Source organism: Shewanella cutis, assembly GCF_022410515.1.
Classification (GTDB): Bacteria; Pseudomonadota; Gammaproteobacteria; order Enterobacterales; family Shewanellaceae; genus Shewanella; species Shewanella cutis.
Genome location: NZ_JACSDI010000001.1, coordinates 475,687 through 491,811, shown reverse-complemented (window position 1 = coordinate 491,811; position 16,125 = coordinate 475,687). Strand labels below are relative to the sequence as shown.

At 46.1% G+C, this 16,125-nt stretch carries 10 protein-coding genes and 1 tRNA gene; 8 read left to right on the top strand and 3 right to left on the bottom strand.

Annotation, left to right across the window (positions count from 1 at the left end):
• Nucleotides 1-446: 446 nt before the first annotated feature.
• The 7 genes from H9J30_RS02330 (at nucleotide 447) to gabT (ending at nucleotide 8,926) form a co-directional block, all read left to right on the top strand.
• Nucleotides 447-1,550: a polyamine ABC transporter substrate-binding protein gene (locus tag H9J30_RS02330; RefSeq protein ID WP_240129507.1), complete on the top strand. Its 1,104-nt coding sequence runs from the start codon at nucleotides 447-449 to the stop codon at nucleotides 1,548-1,550.
• Between the two features lie 159 nt (nucleotides 1,551-1,709).
• Entirely contained in the window at nucleotides 1,710-2,846 is a 1,137-nt protein-coding gene (gene potA, locus H9J30_RS02325) for a polyamine ABC transporter ATP-binding protein (protein WP_011071490.1), read from the top strand.
• Complete coding sequence (locus H9J30_RS02320; protein ID WP_240129506.1) at nucleotides 2,843-3,748, top strand: ABC transporter permease subunit; 906 nt, start codon at nucleotides 2,843-2,845, stop codon at nucleotides 3,746-3,748. Before potA ends, H9J30_RS02320 begins: the two co-directional genes overlap by 4 nt.
• A complete protein-coding gene (locus H9J30_RS02315; RefSeq protein ID WP_011071492.1) occupies nucleotides 3,745-4,560 on the top strand; it encodes an ABC transporter permease subunit in 816 nt (271 codons plus the stop codon). Before H9J30_RS02320 ends, H9J30_RS02315 begins: the two co-directional genes overlap by 4 nt.
• A gap of 232 nt (nucleotides 4,561-4,792) precedes the next feature.
• Nucleotides 4,793-6,079 (top strand): NAD(P)/FAD-dependent oxidoreductase, encoded by a 1,287-nt coding sequence (locus tag H9J30_RS02310; protein WP_240129505.1) that lies wholly within the window; start codon nucleotides 4,793-4,795, stop codon nucleotides 6,077-6,079.
• Between the two features lie 57 nt (nucleotides 6,080-6,136).
• Nucleotides 6,137-7,585, top strand: coding sequence for an NADP-dependent succinate-semialdehyde dehydrogenase (gene gabD, locus H9J30_RS02305; RefSeq protein WP_240129504.1), 1,449 nt, complete (start codon nucleotides 6,137-6,139; stop codon nucleotides 7,583-7,585).
• A gap of 63 nt (nucleotides 7,586-7,648) precedes the next feature.
• Nucleotides 7,649-8,926 carry a 4-aminobutyrate--2-oxoglutarate transaminase gene (gabT, locus tag H9J30_RS02300; protein WP_240129503.1) on the top strand — a complete coding sequence of 426 codons (1,278 nt, stop codon included), beginning with the start codon at nucleotides 7,649-7,651 and terminating at the stop codon, nucleotides 8,924-8,926.
• An 85-nt stretch (nucleotides 8,927-9,011) separates the two neighbouring features.
• Here gabT and H9J30_RS02295 read toward each other — a convergent pair whose 3' ends face one another.
• Nucleotides 9,012-10,562, bottom strand: a complete 1,551-nt coding sequence (locus H9J30_RS02295) for a peptide MFS transporter (RefSeq protein ID WP_240129502.1) — start codon at nucleotides 10,560-10,562, stop codon at nucleotides 9,012-9,014.
• A gap of 469 nt (nucleotides 10,563-11,031) precedes the next feature.
• Between H9J30_RS02295 and H9J30_RS02290 the strand changes: the two genes are divergently transcribed.
• Nucleotides 11,032-13,152 (top strand): methyl-accepting chemotaxis protein, encoded by a 2,121-nt coding sequence (locus H9J30_RS02290; protein ID WP_240129501.1) that lies wholly within the window; start codon nucleotides 11,032-11,034, stop codon nucleotides 13,150-13,152.
• A gap of 340 nt (nucleotides 13,153-13,492) precedes the next feature.
• Here H9J30_RS02290 and H9J30_RS02285 read toward each other — a convergent pair.
• Nucleotides 13,493-13,569 (bottom strand) — tRNA-Ile (locus tag H9J30_RS02285).
• A gap of 571 nt (nucleotides 13,570-14,140) precedes the next feature.
• Nucleotides 14,141-15,991 (bottom strand): RNA polymerase sigma factor RpoD, encoded by a 1,851-nt coding sequence (rpoD, locus tag H9J30_RS02280; RefSeq protein ID WP_240129500.1) that lies wholly within the window; start codon nucleotides 15,989-15,991, stop codon nucleotides 14,141-14,143.
• Nucleotides 15,992-16,125 lie beyond the last annotated feature (134 nt).

Here is a 16,125-nt window from a genome sequence, read left to right as displayed (position 1 = left end):
TAGGGGAATGAATCGCTCCTTTAAGCGTGCATTGATTTGTTTTTTAGCTTTGGTGTGCTTATGCCTTCATCTCAAAGAGATAAAGTGTAGTATAAGGTATTTCATTTAACATATTGTAAGTTAATATTTTTATTGAATAGTTTTAGCTGTTTCTTTAGGTGCTTGAGGCATTTGCTTTAATGTTGCAAGATGTAGAGTGTCGCAATAACTAAGCTGTTTTTTTGCTTGTTAATGCAAGAGTGTAAATAGATAAATTTGGCATGAAATCTGATACTCCATAAATTGCAGTGACCTAGAGATGAAGGCATTATGGTGCTGTAGAGACTGCCGATGCGGTTTTTAAGGTGTAGCATTGGTCGAGAATAACAACAATAACCGAGCAGATGATCGGTGACACAATTTCAGAATTGTTAAAGGCAATTCTGCTACCCGAGAAAGGAGAAAGCATGAAGCTATTTAATAAGATGACGACTTTGGCTTTAGTTACCGCAGGAACACTTGCCAGCGTTGTTGCTCAGGCTGAAGAAGTCGTGCGTGTATATAACTGGTCTGATTATATCGCTGAAGACACCTTAGAAAACTTCAAGAAAGAAACTGGGATCCGGGTGATTTACGATGTATTTGACAGCAACGAAGTGGTCGAAGCTAAGTTATTATCTGGTCGCAGCGGCTATGACATCGTCGTCCCATCCAACCATTTCCTCGCTAAACAGATTAAGGCGGGTGCATTTAAGCCGCTAGACCGCTCTAAACTCACCAATTTTAAAAACCTCAATGCAGATCTGATGAAGCTGTTAGAAAAGGCCGATCCAGGTAACCAGTATGCAGTTCCTTACCTTTGGGGAACGAACGGTATTGGTTATAACATCGATAAGGTCAAAGCGGCTGTGGGTGAAGATGCTCCACCATTCAACTCTATGGAGCTGATCTTTAACCCAAAATACGCTGAAAAAATATCGAAGTGTGGTTTTGCGATGTTAGATTCGGCCGATGATATGGTGCCACAGGCAATGATTTATCTTGGACTCGATCCCAACAGTTCTAAAGCTGAAGATTACGAAAAAGCGGGTGAGTTACTCGAAAAAATCCGTCCCTATGTGACGTATTTCCATTCATCACGTTATATCTCCGATCTCGCTAATGGCGATATTTGTGTGGCTTATGGTTTCTCTGGTGACGTGTTCCAGGCTGCCGCTCGCGCTGATGAAGCGGGTAATGGCAACAAGATTGGTTACTCGATCCCTAAAGAAGGCGCCAACCTGTGGTTTGATATGTTAGCCATCCCAGCAGACGCCACTAACGTGGAAAATGCCCATAAGTTGATCAACTACTTACTGCGTCCAGAAGTGATAGCACCTATCTCTAACTATGTGGCTTATGCCAATCCGAATGATTTAGCACAACCATTAGTTAATGAAGCCATTCGCAATGACCCAGCGATTTATCCACCAAAAGAAGTATTGGATAAATTGTATATTGGCGAAATCCGTCCATTGAAAATCCAACGTGTATTAACTCGCGTCTGGACCAAAGTGAAATCTGGCCAATAATCGATATCGGGCAAGCACTGCTTGCCCCTTTTGGTCACCACGACAATGGCTGCTCTTTTGAGCATTTAGCCGCAACACTCAATCTCTATTCATTAATTCACTGTGTAAATCTCAAGTGTTGAATGTGTTGTTACATCAATACTCGGGTGGAGAAGTACTATGGCAAGCACCTCGGGCGTCACCAATAAACCCACAACAAAGACGCAAGAAAAAGTCCTGCTTAAGATTGAGCGGGTGAGTAAGTTATTTGACGATGTGCGTGCGGTTGACGACGTATCATTGACGATCAATAAAGGTGAGATTTTTGCTTTACTCGGGGGCTCTGGCTCGGGTAAGTCGACCTTATTACGCATGCTCGCTGGATTTGAAAGACCAACAAGTGGCCGGATTTATCTTGATGGCGAAGATATTACCGATCTGCCGCCTTACGAGCGCCCTATCAACATGATGTTCCAATCCTATGCACTGTTTCCCCATATGACAGTGGCACAAAATATTGCCTTCGGATTAAAGCAAGATAAGTTGCCTAAAGCTGAAATTGAGCAGCGCGTTCAGGAAATGCTCAAGCTGGTGCATATGGAGCAATACGGAAAACGAAAACCCCATCAACTTTCTGGCGGTCAGCGCCAACGGGTCGCCTTGGCACGCTCTTTGGCAAAACGCCCCAAATTATTATTGCTCGACGAGCCAATGGGCGCGCTCGATAAAAAACTGCGTACCCAGATGCAGCTAGAAGTGGTTGAAATCCTTGAGCGCGTTGGTGTGACATGTGTGATGGTGACCCACGATCAAGAAGAAGCTATGACCATGGCGGGGCGGATTTCGATTATGAGTGATGGCTGGATAGCCCAAACTGGCTCTCCTATGGATATCTACGAGAGTCCAAATAGCCGCATGATTGCTGAATTTATTGGTTCAGTGAACCTCTTTAGCGGTGAGATTGAAGTGGATGAAGTCGACCATCTCATCATTAAGCCTAATGATTTAGCGCGATCTTTCTATGTAGGTTACGGTGTGACCACCAGCCTTGAAGATAAACGTGTATGGCTAGCAGTGCGTCCTGAAAAAACCATTATTAGTCGTGAGCAACCTGAAGGTGAATACAACTGGGCCAAAGGTATAGTGCATGATATTGCTTATTTAGGCGGGATTTCGGTGTACTACATTCGCCTTGAAAATGGGCAGATTGTACAGTGCAGTATGACAAACCGTGAACGCCGTGCTGATCATGCAACCTGGGATGATGAAGTGTTCATCAGTTGGGAGGACACCAGTGGCGTGGTGTTAAGATCATGAAGATAAAATCCAAACTCAAATGGCTCAAGGGACGCTTTTGGACGATTAGTTTTCCTTATGCTTGGCTATTGCTGTTTTTTGCCTTGCCCTTTGCGATCGTCCTTAAGATCAGTTTGTCTACGGCGGCGATTGCTATCCCACCCTATGAGGCGACCTTTCAATACGCAGATGATGTGTTAAATATCTTTCTGCACTTAGGTAACTATTTAATGTTGCTCGATGATCCGTTGTACTACACAGCGTATCTGAGTTCATTAAAAATGGCTTTAGTATCAACTATTGGTTGTTTGATCATTGGCTATCCGATGGCTTATGCCATTGCCCGCGCGCCAGCCAGATGGCAGACCGTTTTGCTGCTGTTGGTGATGCTACCTTCGTGGACCTCATTTTTAATCCGAGTTTACGCGTGGATGGGGATCTTAAGTAATACGGGCATTATTAATAACGCATTAATATGGCTTGGGATTATTTCTGAGCCATTGCAAATATTAAACACCAATACTGCCGTGTATATTGGGATTATTTATGCCTATTTACCCTTTATGATCCTGCCGCTATACGCGACTTTAGTGAAGTTGGACATGAGTTTAATTGAGGCTGCATCGGATCTTGGCTCAAGCCGTATCAACACCTTCTGGAAAATCACTTTCCCGTTATCTAAGAGTGGGGTGATTGCAGGTTCTATGCTGGTGTTTATTCCGGCGGTAGGTGAGTTTGTGATCCCTGAACTACTCGGCGGCCCAGATTCCTTAATGATAGGTAAAGTATTGTGGCAGGAGTTCTTCAATAACCGTGATTGGCCGGTAGCCTCATCACTGGCAATTGTGATGTTAGTACTACTGATTATTCCTATTACCTTATTCCATCGCTATCAAGCGCGTAGTTTGGAGAAAGACCTATGAAAAAGCTGAGTTTTTCTTCCGTAATGCTGTGGTTCGGACTGTTATTTTTGTATGCCCCTATGTTGATTTTGGTCATTTATTCTTTTAACGAGTCCAAGCTCGTGACGGTATGGGGTGGTTTTTCACCTAAGTGGTACGGTGAACTATTTAAAGATCAACAAATCCTCGATGCGGTATGGACCAGCTTGCGGATTGCCTTCTACAGCTCAACGATGGCGGTAATTATTGGCACTATGGCTGCGTTTGTTATGACGCGCTTTAAGCGTTCATGGGCTAAGTTAACCCTGTCGAATATGATTACCGCTCCCTTGGTTATGCCTGAGGTGATAACGGGTTTGTCATTGCTACTGCTGTTTGTGCATATGGCGGATCTCCTCGGTTGGCCAAAAGAGCGCGGTATGGTGACAGTATGGATTGCCCATTCGACCTTCTGCGCGGCTTATGTGGCTGTGGTTGTGTCCTCAAGATTGCGTGAGTTAGATAGGTCAATCGAAGAGGCTGCAATGGATTTAGGCGCGACACCGCTCAAGACTTTCTTCCTCATTACAGTACCGATGATTTCACCAGCGCTAGTGGCGGGATGGTTATTATCCTTTAGCTTGTCACTGGATGACTTGGTGATCTCAAGCTTTGCCTCAGGACCTGGTGCGACCACCTTACCTATGGTGGTGTTCTCTTCGGTTCGTCTTGGGGTATCGCCTAAAATTAACGCCTTAGCGACTCTGATTATTCTCTGCGTATCGTTAATTGCTTTCCTTTCTTGGTATATGGCAAGACGTGCAGAAAAACGTGAGCGGATGCCGCTTAATTAATAATTTTGTAAATCAATGGCCTTGTATCGCAAGGCCATTGCGTTTTTGTCCTGTTAGCGTTTTCCTGCATCTCTTTAGTAAGCCCTTGCCATGCTAAGCCGCTTATTACGCTTTGTTTGAAATATCAAACGAAGTGTAAATTATTGTGTGTTTATGGCTAGTGTTTGCCGATTTGAAGGTGTAGGATGTGACAGTTGTTTAAAATAACGAACATAAAAATCAAGGGAACATCATGTCTGCCATACCTCACACTGGATCATATTATGCGGCATCGGCTAACGATAAGGTTGAGCGTGCGCGTTTACAGGAATCGATTGAAGCCGATGTTTGCGTGATAGGAGCGGGCTATACTGGCCTCTCTGCGGCGTTACATTTACTTGAGTTGGGCTTTAGTGTGGTGGTACTCGACGCGGCCAGAATTGGTTGGGGTGCATCGGGACGTAATGGCGGTCAAATCGTCAATAGTTATAGCCGAGATATTGATACTATTGAAAAAACGGTAGGTAAAGAACAGGCAAAACTCTTCGGGAAAATGGCCTTTGAAGGCGGGCGTATCATCCGCGAACGTATCGCTAAGTACAATATTTCATGCGACCTTAAGGATGGTGGCGTATTTGCGGCGATGAACGAAAAGCAAATGGGCCATTTACGTCATCAAAAACAATTATGGGAAAGCCACGGTCATGTGGGGCAGCTTGAGTTACTTGATGGCAAGGGGATTCGCTCTGTGGTAAATACTGAGCGTTATGTTGGCGGTATGTTGGACAAGAGTGGCGGCCATATTCACCCGCTCAATCTCGCCTTAGGTGAAGCTCGCGCCGTTGAATCCCTTGGCGGCAAGATTTTTGAAGACTCTGCGGTATTACGGGTTGATGAGGGCGATAATCCCGTAGTGCATACCGCAACTGGCAGCGTAAAAGCCAAGTTTGTCGTGGTGGCGGGTAATGCCTACCTTGGTAAATTAATGCCTGAATTACAAGCCAAATCAATGCCCTGTGGCACACAAGTGATTACCACCGAACCACTAGACGAAGACTTGGCGGCAAGTTTATTACCGCAGGATTACTGCGTTGAGGATTGTAACTATTTACTCGATTATTTTAGGCTCTCCGGCGATAAGCGGATGATCTATGGTGGCGGAGTGGTGTATGGCGCGCGCGATCCCGCGGATATCGAATCTTTAATTATTCCCAACATGCTCAAAACCTTCCCACAGTTAAAAGGCGTGAAGGTTGATTATGCGTGGACGGGTAACTTTTTACTCACATTATCACGTCTGCCACAGGTTGGTCGTATCGGTAAAAATATCTATTATTCACAGGGTTGTAGTGGACATGGCGTCACTTACACTCATTTAGCTGGCAAATTAATTGCTGAAATGCTTAATGGTCAAGCGACGCGTTTTGATGCCTTTGCCGCATTACCACATTATCCCTTCCCCGGTGGTCATGCTTTACGTGTGCCTTTTAGCGCGCTGGGTGCTTGGTATTACAGTTTAAGAGATAAATTAGGCGTTTAGTCCGTCTTATTTTTTCAGCTGAGGCAATGTATTGCCTCGAAGGAAGAGGAAATTCTTGTGTTGCTTAATGATCCGAGTCTGCTACGTCAGCAATGTTATATCAATGGTCAGTGGTGCAATGCCCATTCTAAGGAAACCGTTGCGATTACTAATCCGGCAACGGGCGCAGTGATCGCCTGTGTCCCTGTGATGGGGCAAGCCGAAACTCAAGCGGCGATTGCGGCTGCTGAGGCGGCATTACCCGCATGGCGAGCATTAACCGCCAAAGATCGCGGTGCCAAGCTGCGCCGTTGGTTCGAATTATTGAATGAAAACAGTGATGATTTAGCACTGCTGATGACTACTGAGCAGGGCAAGCCACTGACTGAAGCTAAAGGTGAAGTGACCTACGCGGCATCTTTTATCGAATGGTTTGCCGAAGAGGCTAAGCGCATCTACGGTGATACCATTCCGGGGCATCAAGGCGATAAACGCATTATGGTGATCAAGCAGCCCGTGGGCGTGACTGCGGCGATTACGCCGTGGAACTTTCCTGCAGCGATGATCACCCGTAAAGCCGCGCCAGCTCTCGCTGCAGGTTGTACTATGGTGGTTAAACCTGCGCCGCAAACGCCCTTGACCGCATTAGCATTAGCCGTATTGGCTGAGCGCGCAGGTATTCCGGCTGGGGTTTTTAGTGTGATCACCGGTGATGCTATCGCCATCGGGAATGAGATGTGCAATAACCCTGTTGTACGTAAGCTGTCTTTCACTGGTTCGACCAATGTTGGGATTAAGTTGATGGCGCAGTGCGCGCCGACGCTGAAAAAATTATCTTTAGAATTAGGTGGCAATGCGCCTTTTATTGTATTCGATGATGCCAATATTGATGCGGCCGTTGAAGGAGCCATGATTGCTAAATATCGCAATGCGGGCCAAACCTGCGTTTGCGCTAACCGCATTTATGTGCAGGCGGGCGTGTATGACGAATTTGCCGAAAAGCTCAGTATGGCCGTGGCTAAGTTAAAGGTCGGTGAGGGGATTACGGCGGGCGTGACAACCGGACCACTGATCAATACTGCAGCGGTTGAAAAAGTGCAAAGTCATCTTGAAGATGCCATCAATAAAGGCGCGACAGTGCTTGCCGGTGGGAAAGCTCACGAACTTGGCGGTAATTTCTTCGAGCCAACCGTACTAACCAATGTTGATAAAAGCATGCGTGTTGCCCGTGAAGAAACGTTTGGTCCGCTCGCACCGCTGTTTAAGTTTACCGATGTCGATGATGTAATCAAACAAGCCAATGATACCGAGTTTGGCTTAGCTGCCTATTTCTATGGCCGTGATGTTTCCTTGGTGTGGAAAGTCGCCGAGGCGCTCGAATACGGCATGGTGGGGGTGAATACTGGCTTGATTTCCACCGAAGTGGCGCCCTTTGGCGGAATGAAGTCTTCAGGGCTGGGCCGTGAAGGTTCTAAGTACGGCATCGAAGAATATTTAGAAATCAAATATATCTGTATGTCTGTTTAAGTGGCTGACGCTAAATCGGCAATGAGACATCTGCAAATTGGGAATGCGAGCAAGGAACACGACATGAGCACAACGAATGATTCATTAATGGCACGTCGCCAAGCCGCCGTCGCGGCTGGTGTAGGTCAAATTCACCCGATTTTTACTGCCCGAGCCGAAAACGCGAGCGTGTGGGATGTCGAAGGCCGTGAGTTTATCGATTTTGCCGGAGGCATTGCCGTGCTCAATACTGGGCATTTACATCCTAAGGTAAAAGCCGCTGTAGCGGCGCAGCTTGAGGATTTCTCCCACACTTGCTTTATGGTGCTTGGCTATGAGAGTTACATCCAAGTCTGCGAAAAACTCAATCAATTAGTCCCCGGTGATTTTGCTAAAAAAACCGCCTTGTTTACCAGCGGTTCAGAAGCGGTTGAAAACGCAGTAAAAGTAGCTCGAGCTTACACTAAGCGTGCCGGAGTGATTGCGTTTACCTCGGGTTACCATGGCCGCACGATGGCAGCACTTGCGTTAACCGGTAAAGTGGCGCCCTACAGTAAAGGCATGGGGTTAATGTCAGCCAACGTGTTTCGCGCCGAATTCCCCTGTGCACTGCACGGCGTATCCGATGATGATGCTATGGCTTCAATTGAACGCATCTTTAAAAACGATGCGGAGCCAAGTGATATTGCCGCAATTATTCTCGAACCTGTGCAAGGTGAGGGCGGATTTTATGCCGTATCCCCCGCATTTATGCAGCGTTTACGGGCGCTCTGCGACCGTGAAGGCATAATGCTGATCGCCGATGAGGTGCAAACGGGGGCGGGTCGCACGGGGACGTTTTTCGCGATGGAGCAAATGGGCGTAAGCGCTGATATTACAACCTTTGCCAAATCCATTGCTGGTGGTTTTCCACTGTCAGGGATTACTGGACGCGCGCAGGTCATGGATGCCATTGGCCCTGGTGGCTTAGGTGGCACCTACGGCGGTAATCCGCTCGCCTGCGCTGCGGCGCTTGCTGTGCTTGAGGTGTTTGAAGAAGAAAAGCTGCTTGAGCGCGCCAATGCCATTGGTGAGCGGATTAAGTCGGCGTTGAATACTATGCAAGTAGAGCATTCGCAAATTGCTGATGTGCGCGGCTTAGGGGCCATGATCGCCATTGAGTTGATGGAGGATGGCAAACCCGCGCCTCAGTATTGCGCGCAAATCTTAGCAGAGGCGAGAAACCGTGGGTTAATCTTGTTGTCTTGCGGCACATATGGCAATGTGCTGCGAATTTTGGTGCCGTTAACCGTGTCGGATACCCAGTTAGATGCGGGGCTGGGTATTTTGAAAACGAGCTTCAATGCTGTGTTAAAAGGTTAGTTTCACAATCGATATAAAAAACTGCCGAAAGCTAAGCTTATCGGCAGTTTTTTGTTTATGTGAGTAACAGTTCGCTGAGTAAAAGTTATTGCTCAGCTTTTACATCGCGCAAGGAGGCTGCTGCATTATTTTCAATACTGCTATGGGCATGATGGCTTTCTGTCAAACGGCGCATCAGCGGCAATACGGCGAGAGCGATAATGGTACAAACCACGGCCGCAACCCCTAATTTATTGAATAGATTGGTATAAACGGGTAGCGTTTGCAGCGGATCGACTAAGTCCTGTGGCACGCTAGCAAAGTTGGCCACAACGCCGCCTAAGTACTGGGAAATGCCCGATGCCACGAAATACGCGCCCATCATAAAGCCGCCCATACGTGCAGGTACGTAGCGAGCAATCATCGCTAAACCAAGGCCACTGACCAGTAATTCACCCAAAGAGTAAGAGGCATAACCCCAAATCATTACCCAAGAAGAGGTTTTACCGTTTACGGCAAATTGGCCTGCAAAACCGTAGATAAAGAAACCAATCGCCACCACGGCAAAGCCCAAGGCAAATTTGGCTGCTATCGAAAAGTCCTTATTATTGCGGCCAGCCCAGGAATAACTCCATGCCAGAACTGGGCTTAATACCATGATCCAGATTGGGTTAAGTGCTTGGAACTGCGCAGGTGACCAAGTCCATAAATGGGTGCCAAAGACTTGGAAATCCCAATCGACGTTACGCAGTGCAAACAGAGCCAGCGAAGTCGACATTTGCTGATAGAAGATAAAGAAGAATACCGTTTGTACGGTGAGAATAAGCGCCGCGATAAGTCCGGCACGCTCACTTGGCTCACTTGTGCGAATCAAATGGAAGAAAATGCCCAATACTGCAACACCAGCAGCGTAAACGAATACACGGGCAACATCTTCATATTCTAGAATAATCGCCGAAGCAACCACTGACAGTGCCGCTAATCCTAATACAATAGCAAGGCTCTTCTTGTTGACTGGACGCGTATCTGGCTCAGAACCATAGTTCGCGAGGCTTTTATGCATCAGAGCATAGTTGCCTAAACCGACAAGAATACCCACACAGCACACGGCAAAGGCGGCATGCCAGCCAAATTCATTACCGTATTGAGCGTTAACATAGTCCTTTATCCAAGGGGTTAACAGCATAGAGAAGGTCGAACCTACGTTTACCGCCATATAATAGATGGTAAAAGCACTGTCGATTTTAGAGTCATCGCCTTCGTAGATCTTGCGGACTAAGTTACCGGCATTGGGTTTGAATAGGCCGTTACCGACCACAATCACCCCAAGGGCGGAGAACATAAACCAAGTGTTTTCGGTTGGCACCGTCATGAGTGCATAACCGACAGATAAAATCCCCGCACCGAGCAACATTGTGCGTTTGGTGCCAAGAATTTTATCCCCGACCCAGCCCCCAATTGCGGGTGATACGTAAATCAACGCCGCACAGGCGCTCCACACCAAGTTTGCACGTGAGTCATCAAAGCCAAGACGCTGCACCATAAAGTATACGATCAGCGCCTGCATGCCGTAATAACCAAAACGTTCCCATAATTCGATAAGTGACACCGTCATAAACGAATGTGTCTTGCTTACCTGATTGGTACCAAGAGTCATAAAGCTTGCTTCCATTATTGTTGTTTTGTGTTTAGGGCCAAGAGTATAAGGCGATAGACTGCGCAAACCAATGGTACAACGCCACAGAATAGACTTTGTTACAAATGAATTTAGGTTTTTTAATCTAGAGTTAATGTTAATGAATTTGCTAAAACCTATCTTAATCTTCCTTCATTGTGAGTTGGGTCATATTTGTAAAATGACATTAGCGGTAAACGTATACCTAAGTCATCTAAATACTGTCTCTTCAGATCGTTTGGCTATATTTATTAGATTTCGTTAATGGGAGCGTCATCACACTCAAATTGTTGAAATAGCTCCATCAAAAGTTTTACTTATACGCAACAATTCACTATCTTAAAAGCTGGTAATCTTGATAGAGAGTGCTACTTTTTAAGTTAGTAAGTAAAAATAAAATGAACTAGATCAAAATAATTAGGCTTTTGACCTTCTATTTGGAGTTTACTCGATGAAGCATTTGTCCATCAGTACTAAGTTGTTGTGGATCACTTCCGCTTTATTTTTATCGATTGTCGCCATTCTCTCCATCAGCCTTTGGTGGACCCTCTCTGAGCAAAATGTTGAACTCTCTCATCAGGTGCAGGAAACTTTGCAGATTGAGACCCACGATAAGCTCGCAGCTCGTGCAGGGGAATACGGTGAAATGGTGGCGGGGTTTATCAACGAAGCCTATCGGATCCCATACTCTTTTGCTGGCATAGTCGAAAGCACTGCTGAAGAGCAACCACTAAAGCGTGATCGTTTAGAGTTGGCGATTGCGGCGGTGTTAAAGAAAAACATTCAAGTCTCCTCCATGTATGCTCAGTTTGAAGCTAACGGTTACGATGGACTCGATAGCGAATTTTTAAACGTGAATGTGAGTCACAGTGTCGCTTCATCGGGCGTATTGGAGATATATTACACTCGCAATGATGACGGTACGGTTGAACACCATCAAGTTGATGATTCCTCAGAAAAATATAAAGAATCTCTTAATGAGTTTGGCATCCGTGAATCCGAATGGTACCTCTGTGCCAAGGAAACCTTAAAGCCTTGTTTAATGGAGCCGTACCTCTACGAAATCACCCCAGGTGATACTGCGCTAATGACGTCGTTAACTGTTCCTGCTGTTAAGAATAAGCAGTTTATAGGCGTGGTTGGGGTGGATGTTAACTTACCCGTATTCCAAGTGTTAATTGATAAACTGTCTAAAAGTCTATATGACGGTCAGGCAAAAGTGACCTTACTCAGTACTCGAGGTTTGGTGGTTGCCGCGAGTCATTACAGCAAAAAGGCCCGCCCATTAGCAGAATCTATCGATCCTAAACTTGCCTCTCAGATAATCGCTTTACACAAAAACGGCGGTTATATGCTGAACGATAATGAAATCATCGTAGCCTATCCAATCAATATTCCCTTAGCTAAAGCTGAGTGGTCGCTAGCAATACAAGTGCCTAAATCCATGGCGCTTAAGAGCTCTATTGAGTTGAATGACAAAATGGATGAAATGGCTACATCCCTTGGCAGCATATTGTTGATTGTAGGATTAGCTGTTTCGATACTTGCCGTTGTAACCATTAGCATTGTGATCCGCAGTGTGATTGCACCGCTTAGACTTATCCAAGGACGCGTTGAGAATTTAGCAAGTGCCGATGGCGATTTGACCCAATCGATTGAAGTCGATTCACACGCAGAACTCATCGCTCTAGGTAAAGGATTTAACTCGTTCATCCATAAACTTAAAGATTTAATCTCTGAACTCAAAGCGCTTGCAGGTCAAACACAGGAAGAAAGTCTGTCCTCTGCCAAAATTGCAGAGTTAACTCGCGACAGTGTACATCGCCAATATGGCGAAATTGAGAGTGTGGTGACAGCGGTTAATGAAATGAGTGCTACAGCACTTGAGGTCGCAAAAGCCTCAGAACAAACCGCAGCAGAAACTGAAGCTATGTCTCGCAATGTGCGCCTCAGTGAAGATAGCCTAACGAAAGCGATGGATTATGTGACCACCATGTCGCAGGAGTCTATGCAGGCTAAAGTTGCCGTGAGTAAAGTGGCTGAAAGTAGCACTAATATTAGTCGAATCCTCGAAGTGATTAGCTCGATTGCCGCACAAACTAACTTACTTGCCTTAAACGCAGCCATTGAAGCCGCTCGTGCTGGTGAGCAAGGGCGAGGATTTGCGGTAGTTGCTGATGAAGTCAGGGCCCTTGCCTCTAAAACCCAAAGCTCAACCGATGATATCAGTGTGTTGATTGATGCGCTTCAAAAAGAGGTTCACAGTGCATCTGCGATTATTGATAAAGGTGCAGAGCGTGCGCAAATGGCTGTTTCGCAAACGGAACAAGCATTGACGTCACTCAACTCCATGGTGAGTCAAATTGAAGAGATCTCAGCGCAAGTGACGCATATCGCCGCTGCGGCAGAAGAACAAAGTGCTGTAACAGAAGAAGTTAATCGGAATATTACGGGTATTTCCGACTCCGCATCTGAACTTGCACGCCTTGCTGGCGAAGCGCAACAAAGCAGCGTAGTCCTCGCCGACTTAGTGAAGCAACAACATCAGCAATTAGGTAAGCTAAAAACCTAATAACCAATATCAGTCGATTGGTAAAAAATGTAATAGGCGCTGATTAAATGTCCGCGCCTATTTTTATGTCAATTTCATTCCACTAGATCTATCCCTTTAACCCTATAGTCATTAACTCATCATGTTAATTACAGAGAATTCCGTTGCGGTATAGATGAAGGGGGCAAGCTAGCTAGATTTTTTGGTTATACAGCAAAATTGCGGGAATAGGCTGGCGTATTAATGTCTGCTGGGGGGATTGCCCATCCATCGACAATATTGAAGACCATCAATCGACATAGTGAATTCCGTTAAATGAAAAAGGCGTAGCAGTGATTAACCTGCTACGCCTTATCGGAATTGGTGGCCCCTCACGGACTTGAACCGTGGACCTAACGATTATGAGTCGTGTGCTCTAACCAACTGAGCTAAGGGGCCGACTAAAGGTAATCGTCATCACCTAAAGCGAGTGGCAGTATACTAAGCTTGTTTGCGCTTGTCACCCGTGTTTTTTGATGAAATTCACCGAATTGATTCAAGTGGTTATCTGTTAATCAACTGCCGCTTTTGCTTAGGGCGTTATAACAGTCGGCATGGGGGCGAGGTTTTTAACCTTTTGATTTTTAAAAAGAGGTTAATACCAATCGTATTAAATATCTGTTCATTCAGCGGGAGTTAAACGGGCTTTAGACAAGGCGAAGGCTTGAAGGCATAGTGGCGCTCTGTCGAAAGCCTTAAACGCAGTATAAAGCCCGTTCAACCCCGCCCTTCGGGAGCCTCACAGGCATCTCACTCCCGTGTTAAATTGACTTAAAAGGGAATAACCATTTCTTCGTCAATGCGCCTTGGATTGAGATGCCTGTGAGGCTCTGAACTGATTAGATATTTAATGTGATTGGTATAACAGTAGATATTCTGCGGAAATTTTATGGGGATGTTTATTGGGGCAATAAAAAGCCCCGCAGTGCGGGGCTTAAGCTGAATGTTTCACTCTTATCTATTCGTCTATCTATTCGTCTAAGAAGGACTTTAAGATTTCCGAGCGTGAAGGGTGGCGCAGTTTACGTAGCGCTTTTGCTTCAATTTGACGAATACGTTCACGGGTCACGTCAAATTGCTTACCCACTTCTTCAAGTGTGTGGTCGGTATTCATATCGATACCAAAACGCATACGCAGTACTTTTGCTTCACGGGCTGTTAAGCCAGCTAATACCTCATGGGTGGCGCTCTTCAGGCTTTCGCTGGTGGCGCTGTCCAGTGGTAATTCGAGGGTAGTATCCTCGATAAAATCGCCTAAGTGCGAATCTTCATCGTCACCGATTGGGGTTTCCATGGAGATAGGTTCTTTAGCGATTTTTAGTACTTTACGGATCTTATCTTCCGGCATCATCATACGCTCAGCCAGTTCTTCAGGGGAGGGTTCACGGCCCATTTCCTGTAGCATTTGACGAGAGATACGGTTCAGCTTGTTGATTGTTTCGATCATGTGTACTGGAATTCGGATCGTACGGGCTTGGTCCGCGATTGAGCGGGTGATTGCCTGACGGATCCACCAAGTCGCATAGGTCGAGAATTTGTAACCACGGCGATATTCAAATTTATCAACAGCCTTCATCAGACCGATGTTACCTTCTTGGATTAAGTCCAAGAATTGCAGGCCACGGTTGGTGTATTTCTTGGCGATAGAAATAACCAAACGTAAGTTTGCCTCAACCATTTCTTTCTTCGCACGGCGAGCTTTAGCCTCACCGATTGACATGCGGCGGTTAATATCTTTAATCGCGGCAATGACTAAACCGGTTTCTTCTTCGATGGCGGCCAGCTTGCTACGGCAACGCTGTACGTCTTCCTCAACCATTCTTAAGCCTTCGGCATAAGGTTTGTTTGAGGTTTTTTCGGCTTCGAACCAATCGAGGTTGGTCTCATTACCTGTGAAGAACTTAACAAAGTTTTTCTTCGGCATTTTGGCCTGTTCGACGCAAAGCTTCATCAGAAGACGCTCTTGTACGCGAACACGGTCCATCATAGAACGCATGCTTTTCACTAAGCGATCGAACTGTTTAGGTACTAAGCGGAACTCTTTGAAAATCTCGCCGATTTCAAACAGTGCTTGAATCGACTCTGGATGTTCACGGCCTTTGGCGTCAATAATTTTAAGTGCGCTTTCGTAGGCAGTTCTTAGTTGGCTAAAACGCTCACGAGCCTCTTCAGGATCGGGGCCTTTATTGCCATCATCATCACCGTCGCCATCACCGTCTTCATCTTCTTCGTCTTCATCGTCATCTTCATCTTCAAGATCTTCTTCTGATAATTCAGAACCGATGTGGGTGGCGGTTGGACCAAGGTCTTCTTCGTCAGGGTTAACAAATCCAGAGATAATATCAGACAGGCGCAGTTCGTCGGCTTCGTACTGGTCGTACTGTTCAAGGATCATGGCGATCGCTTGTGGGTACTCGGCGACAGAGCTTTGAACTGTGTTAATGCCTTCTTCGATGCGCTTAGCGATAACAATTTCGCCTTCGCGAGTCAGCAGTTCAACGGTACCCATTTCGCGCATGTACATACGCACAGGGTCTGTGGTGCGGCCAAGCTCACTTTCTACCGTGGCAAGAGCGGCTGCGGCTTCTTCTGCTGCATCTTCGTCTGTGTTGTCTTCCGACATCATCATGTCATCGGCATCGGGAGCCTCTTCGAATACCCGAATACCCATGTCATTTATCATCTGGATAATATCTTCGATCTGGTCAGAATCGACCATGTCTGCAGGTAAGTGGTCGTTCACTTCTGCATAGGTTAAGTAACCTTGCTCTTTACCTTTGGCAAGCAACAGCTTGAGTTGCGACTGCGGAGTATGATCCATAGATATCATCCAAGTTGGGAAACTGTTACAACGACGGACAGTTAGCTTATGCTAAGTGCCGCGCAAATCGTCAATTATAGCCATGTGCACTTACCTGTGCTAGTCACTGGGATACAGAATGAGGACATTTTTGC

What these genes read in the sequence shown, in the direction of transcription:
- H9J30_RS02295 (WP_240129502.1), bottom strand. Translation starts at nt 10,562, where the DNA reads ATGACTCTTGGTACCAATCAGGTAAGCAAGACACATTCGTTTATGACG.
- potA (WP_011071490.1), top strand. Translation starts at nt 1,710, where the DNA reads ATGGCAAGCACCTCGGGCGTCACCAATAAACCCACAACAAAGACGCAA.
- gabT (WP_240129503.1), top strand. Translation starts at nt 7,649, where the DNA reads ATGAGCACAACGAATGATTCATTAATGGCACGTCGCCAAGCCGCCGTC.
- H9J30_RS02290 (WP_240129501.1), top strand. Translation starts at nt 11,032, where the DNA reads ATGAAGCATTTGTCCATCAGTACTAAGTTGTTGTGGATCACTTCCGCT.
- H9J30_RS02320 (WP_240129506.1), top strand. Translation starts at nt 2,843, where the DNA reads ATGAAGATAAAATCCAAACTCAAATGGCTCAAGGGACGCTTTTGGACG.
- H9J30_RS02315 (WP_011071492.1), top strand. Translation starts at nt 3,745, where the DNA reads ATGAAAAAGCTGAGTTTTTCTTCCGTAATGCTGTGGTTCGGACTGTTA.
- H9J30_RS02330 (WP_240129507.1), top strand. Translation starts at nt 447, where the DNA reads ATGAAGCTATTTAATAAGATGACGACTTTGGCTTTAGTTACCGCAGGA.
- H9J30_RS02310 (WP_240129505.1), top strand. Translation starts at nt 4,793, where the DNA reads ATGTCTGCCATACCTCACACTGGATCATATTATGCGGCATCGGCTAAC.
- rpoD (WP_240129500.1), bottom strand. Translation starts at nt 15,991, where the DNA reads ATGGATCATACTCCGCAGTCGCAACTCAAGCTGTTGCTTGCCAAAGGT.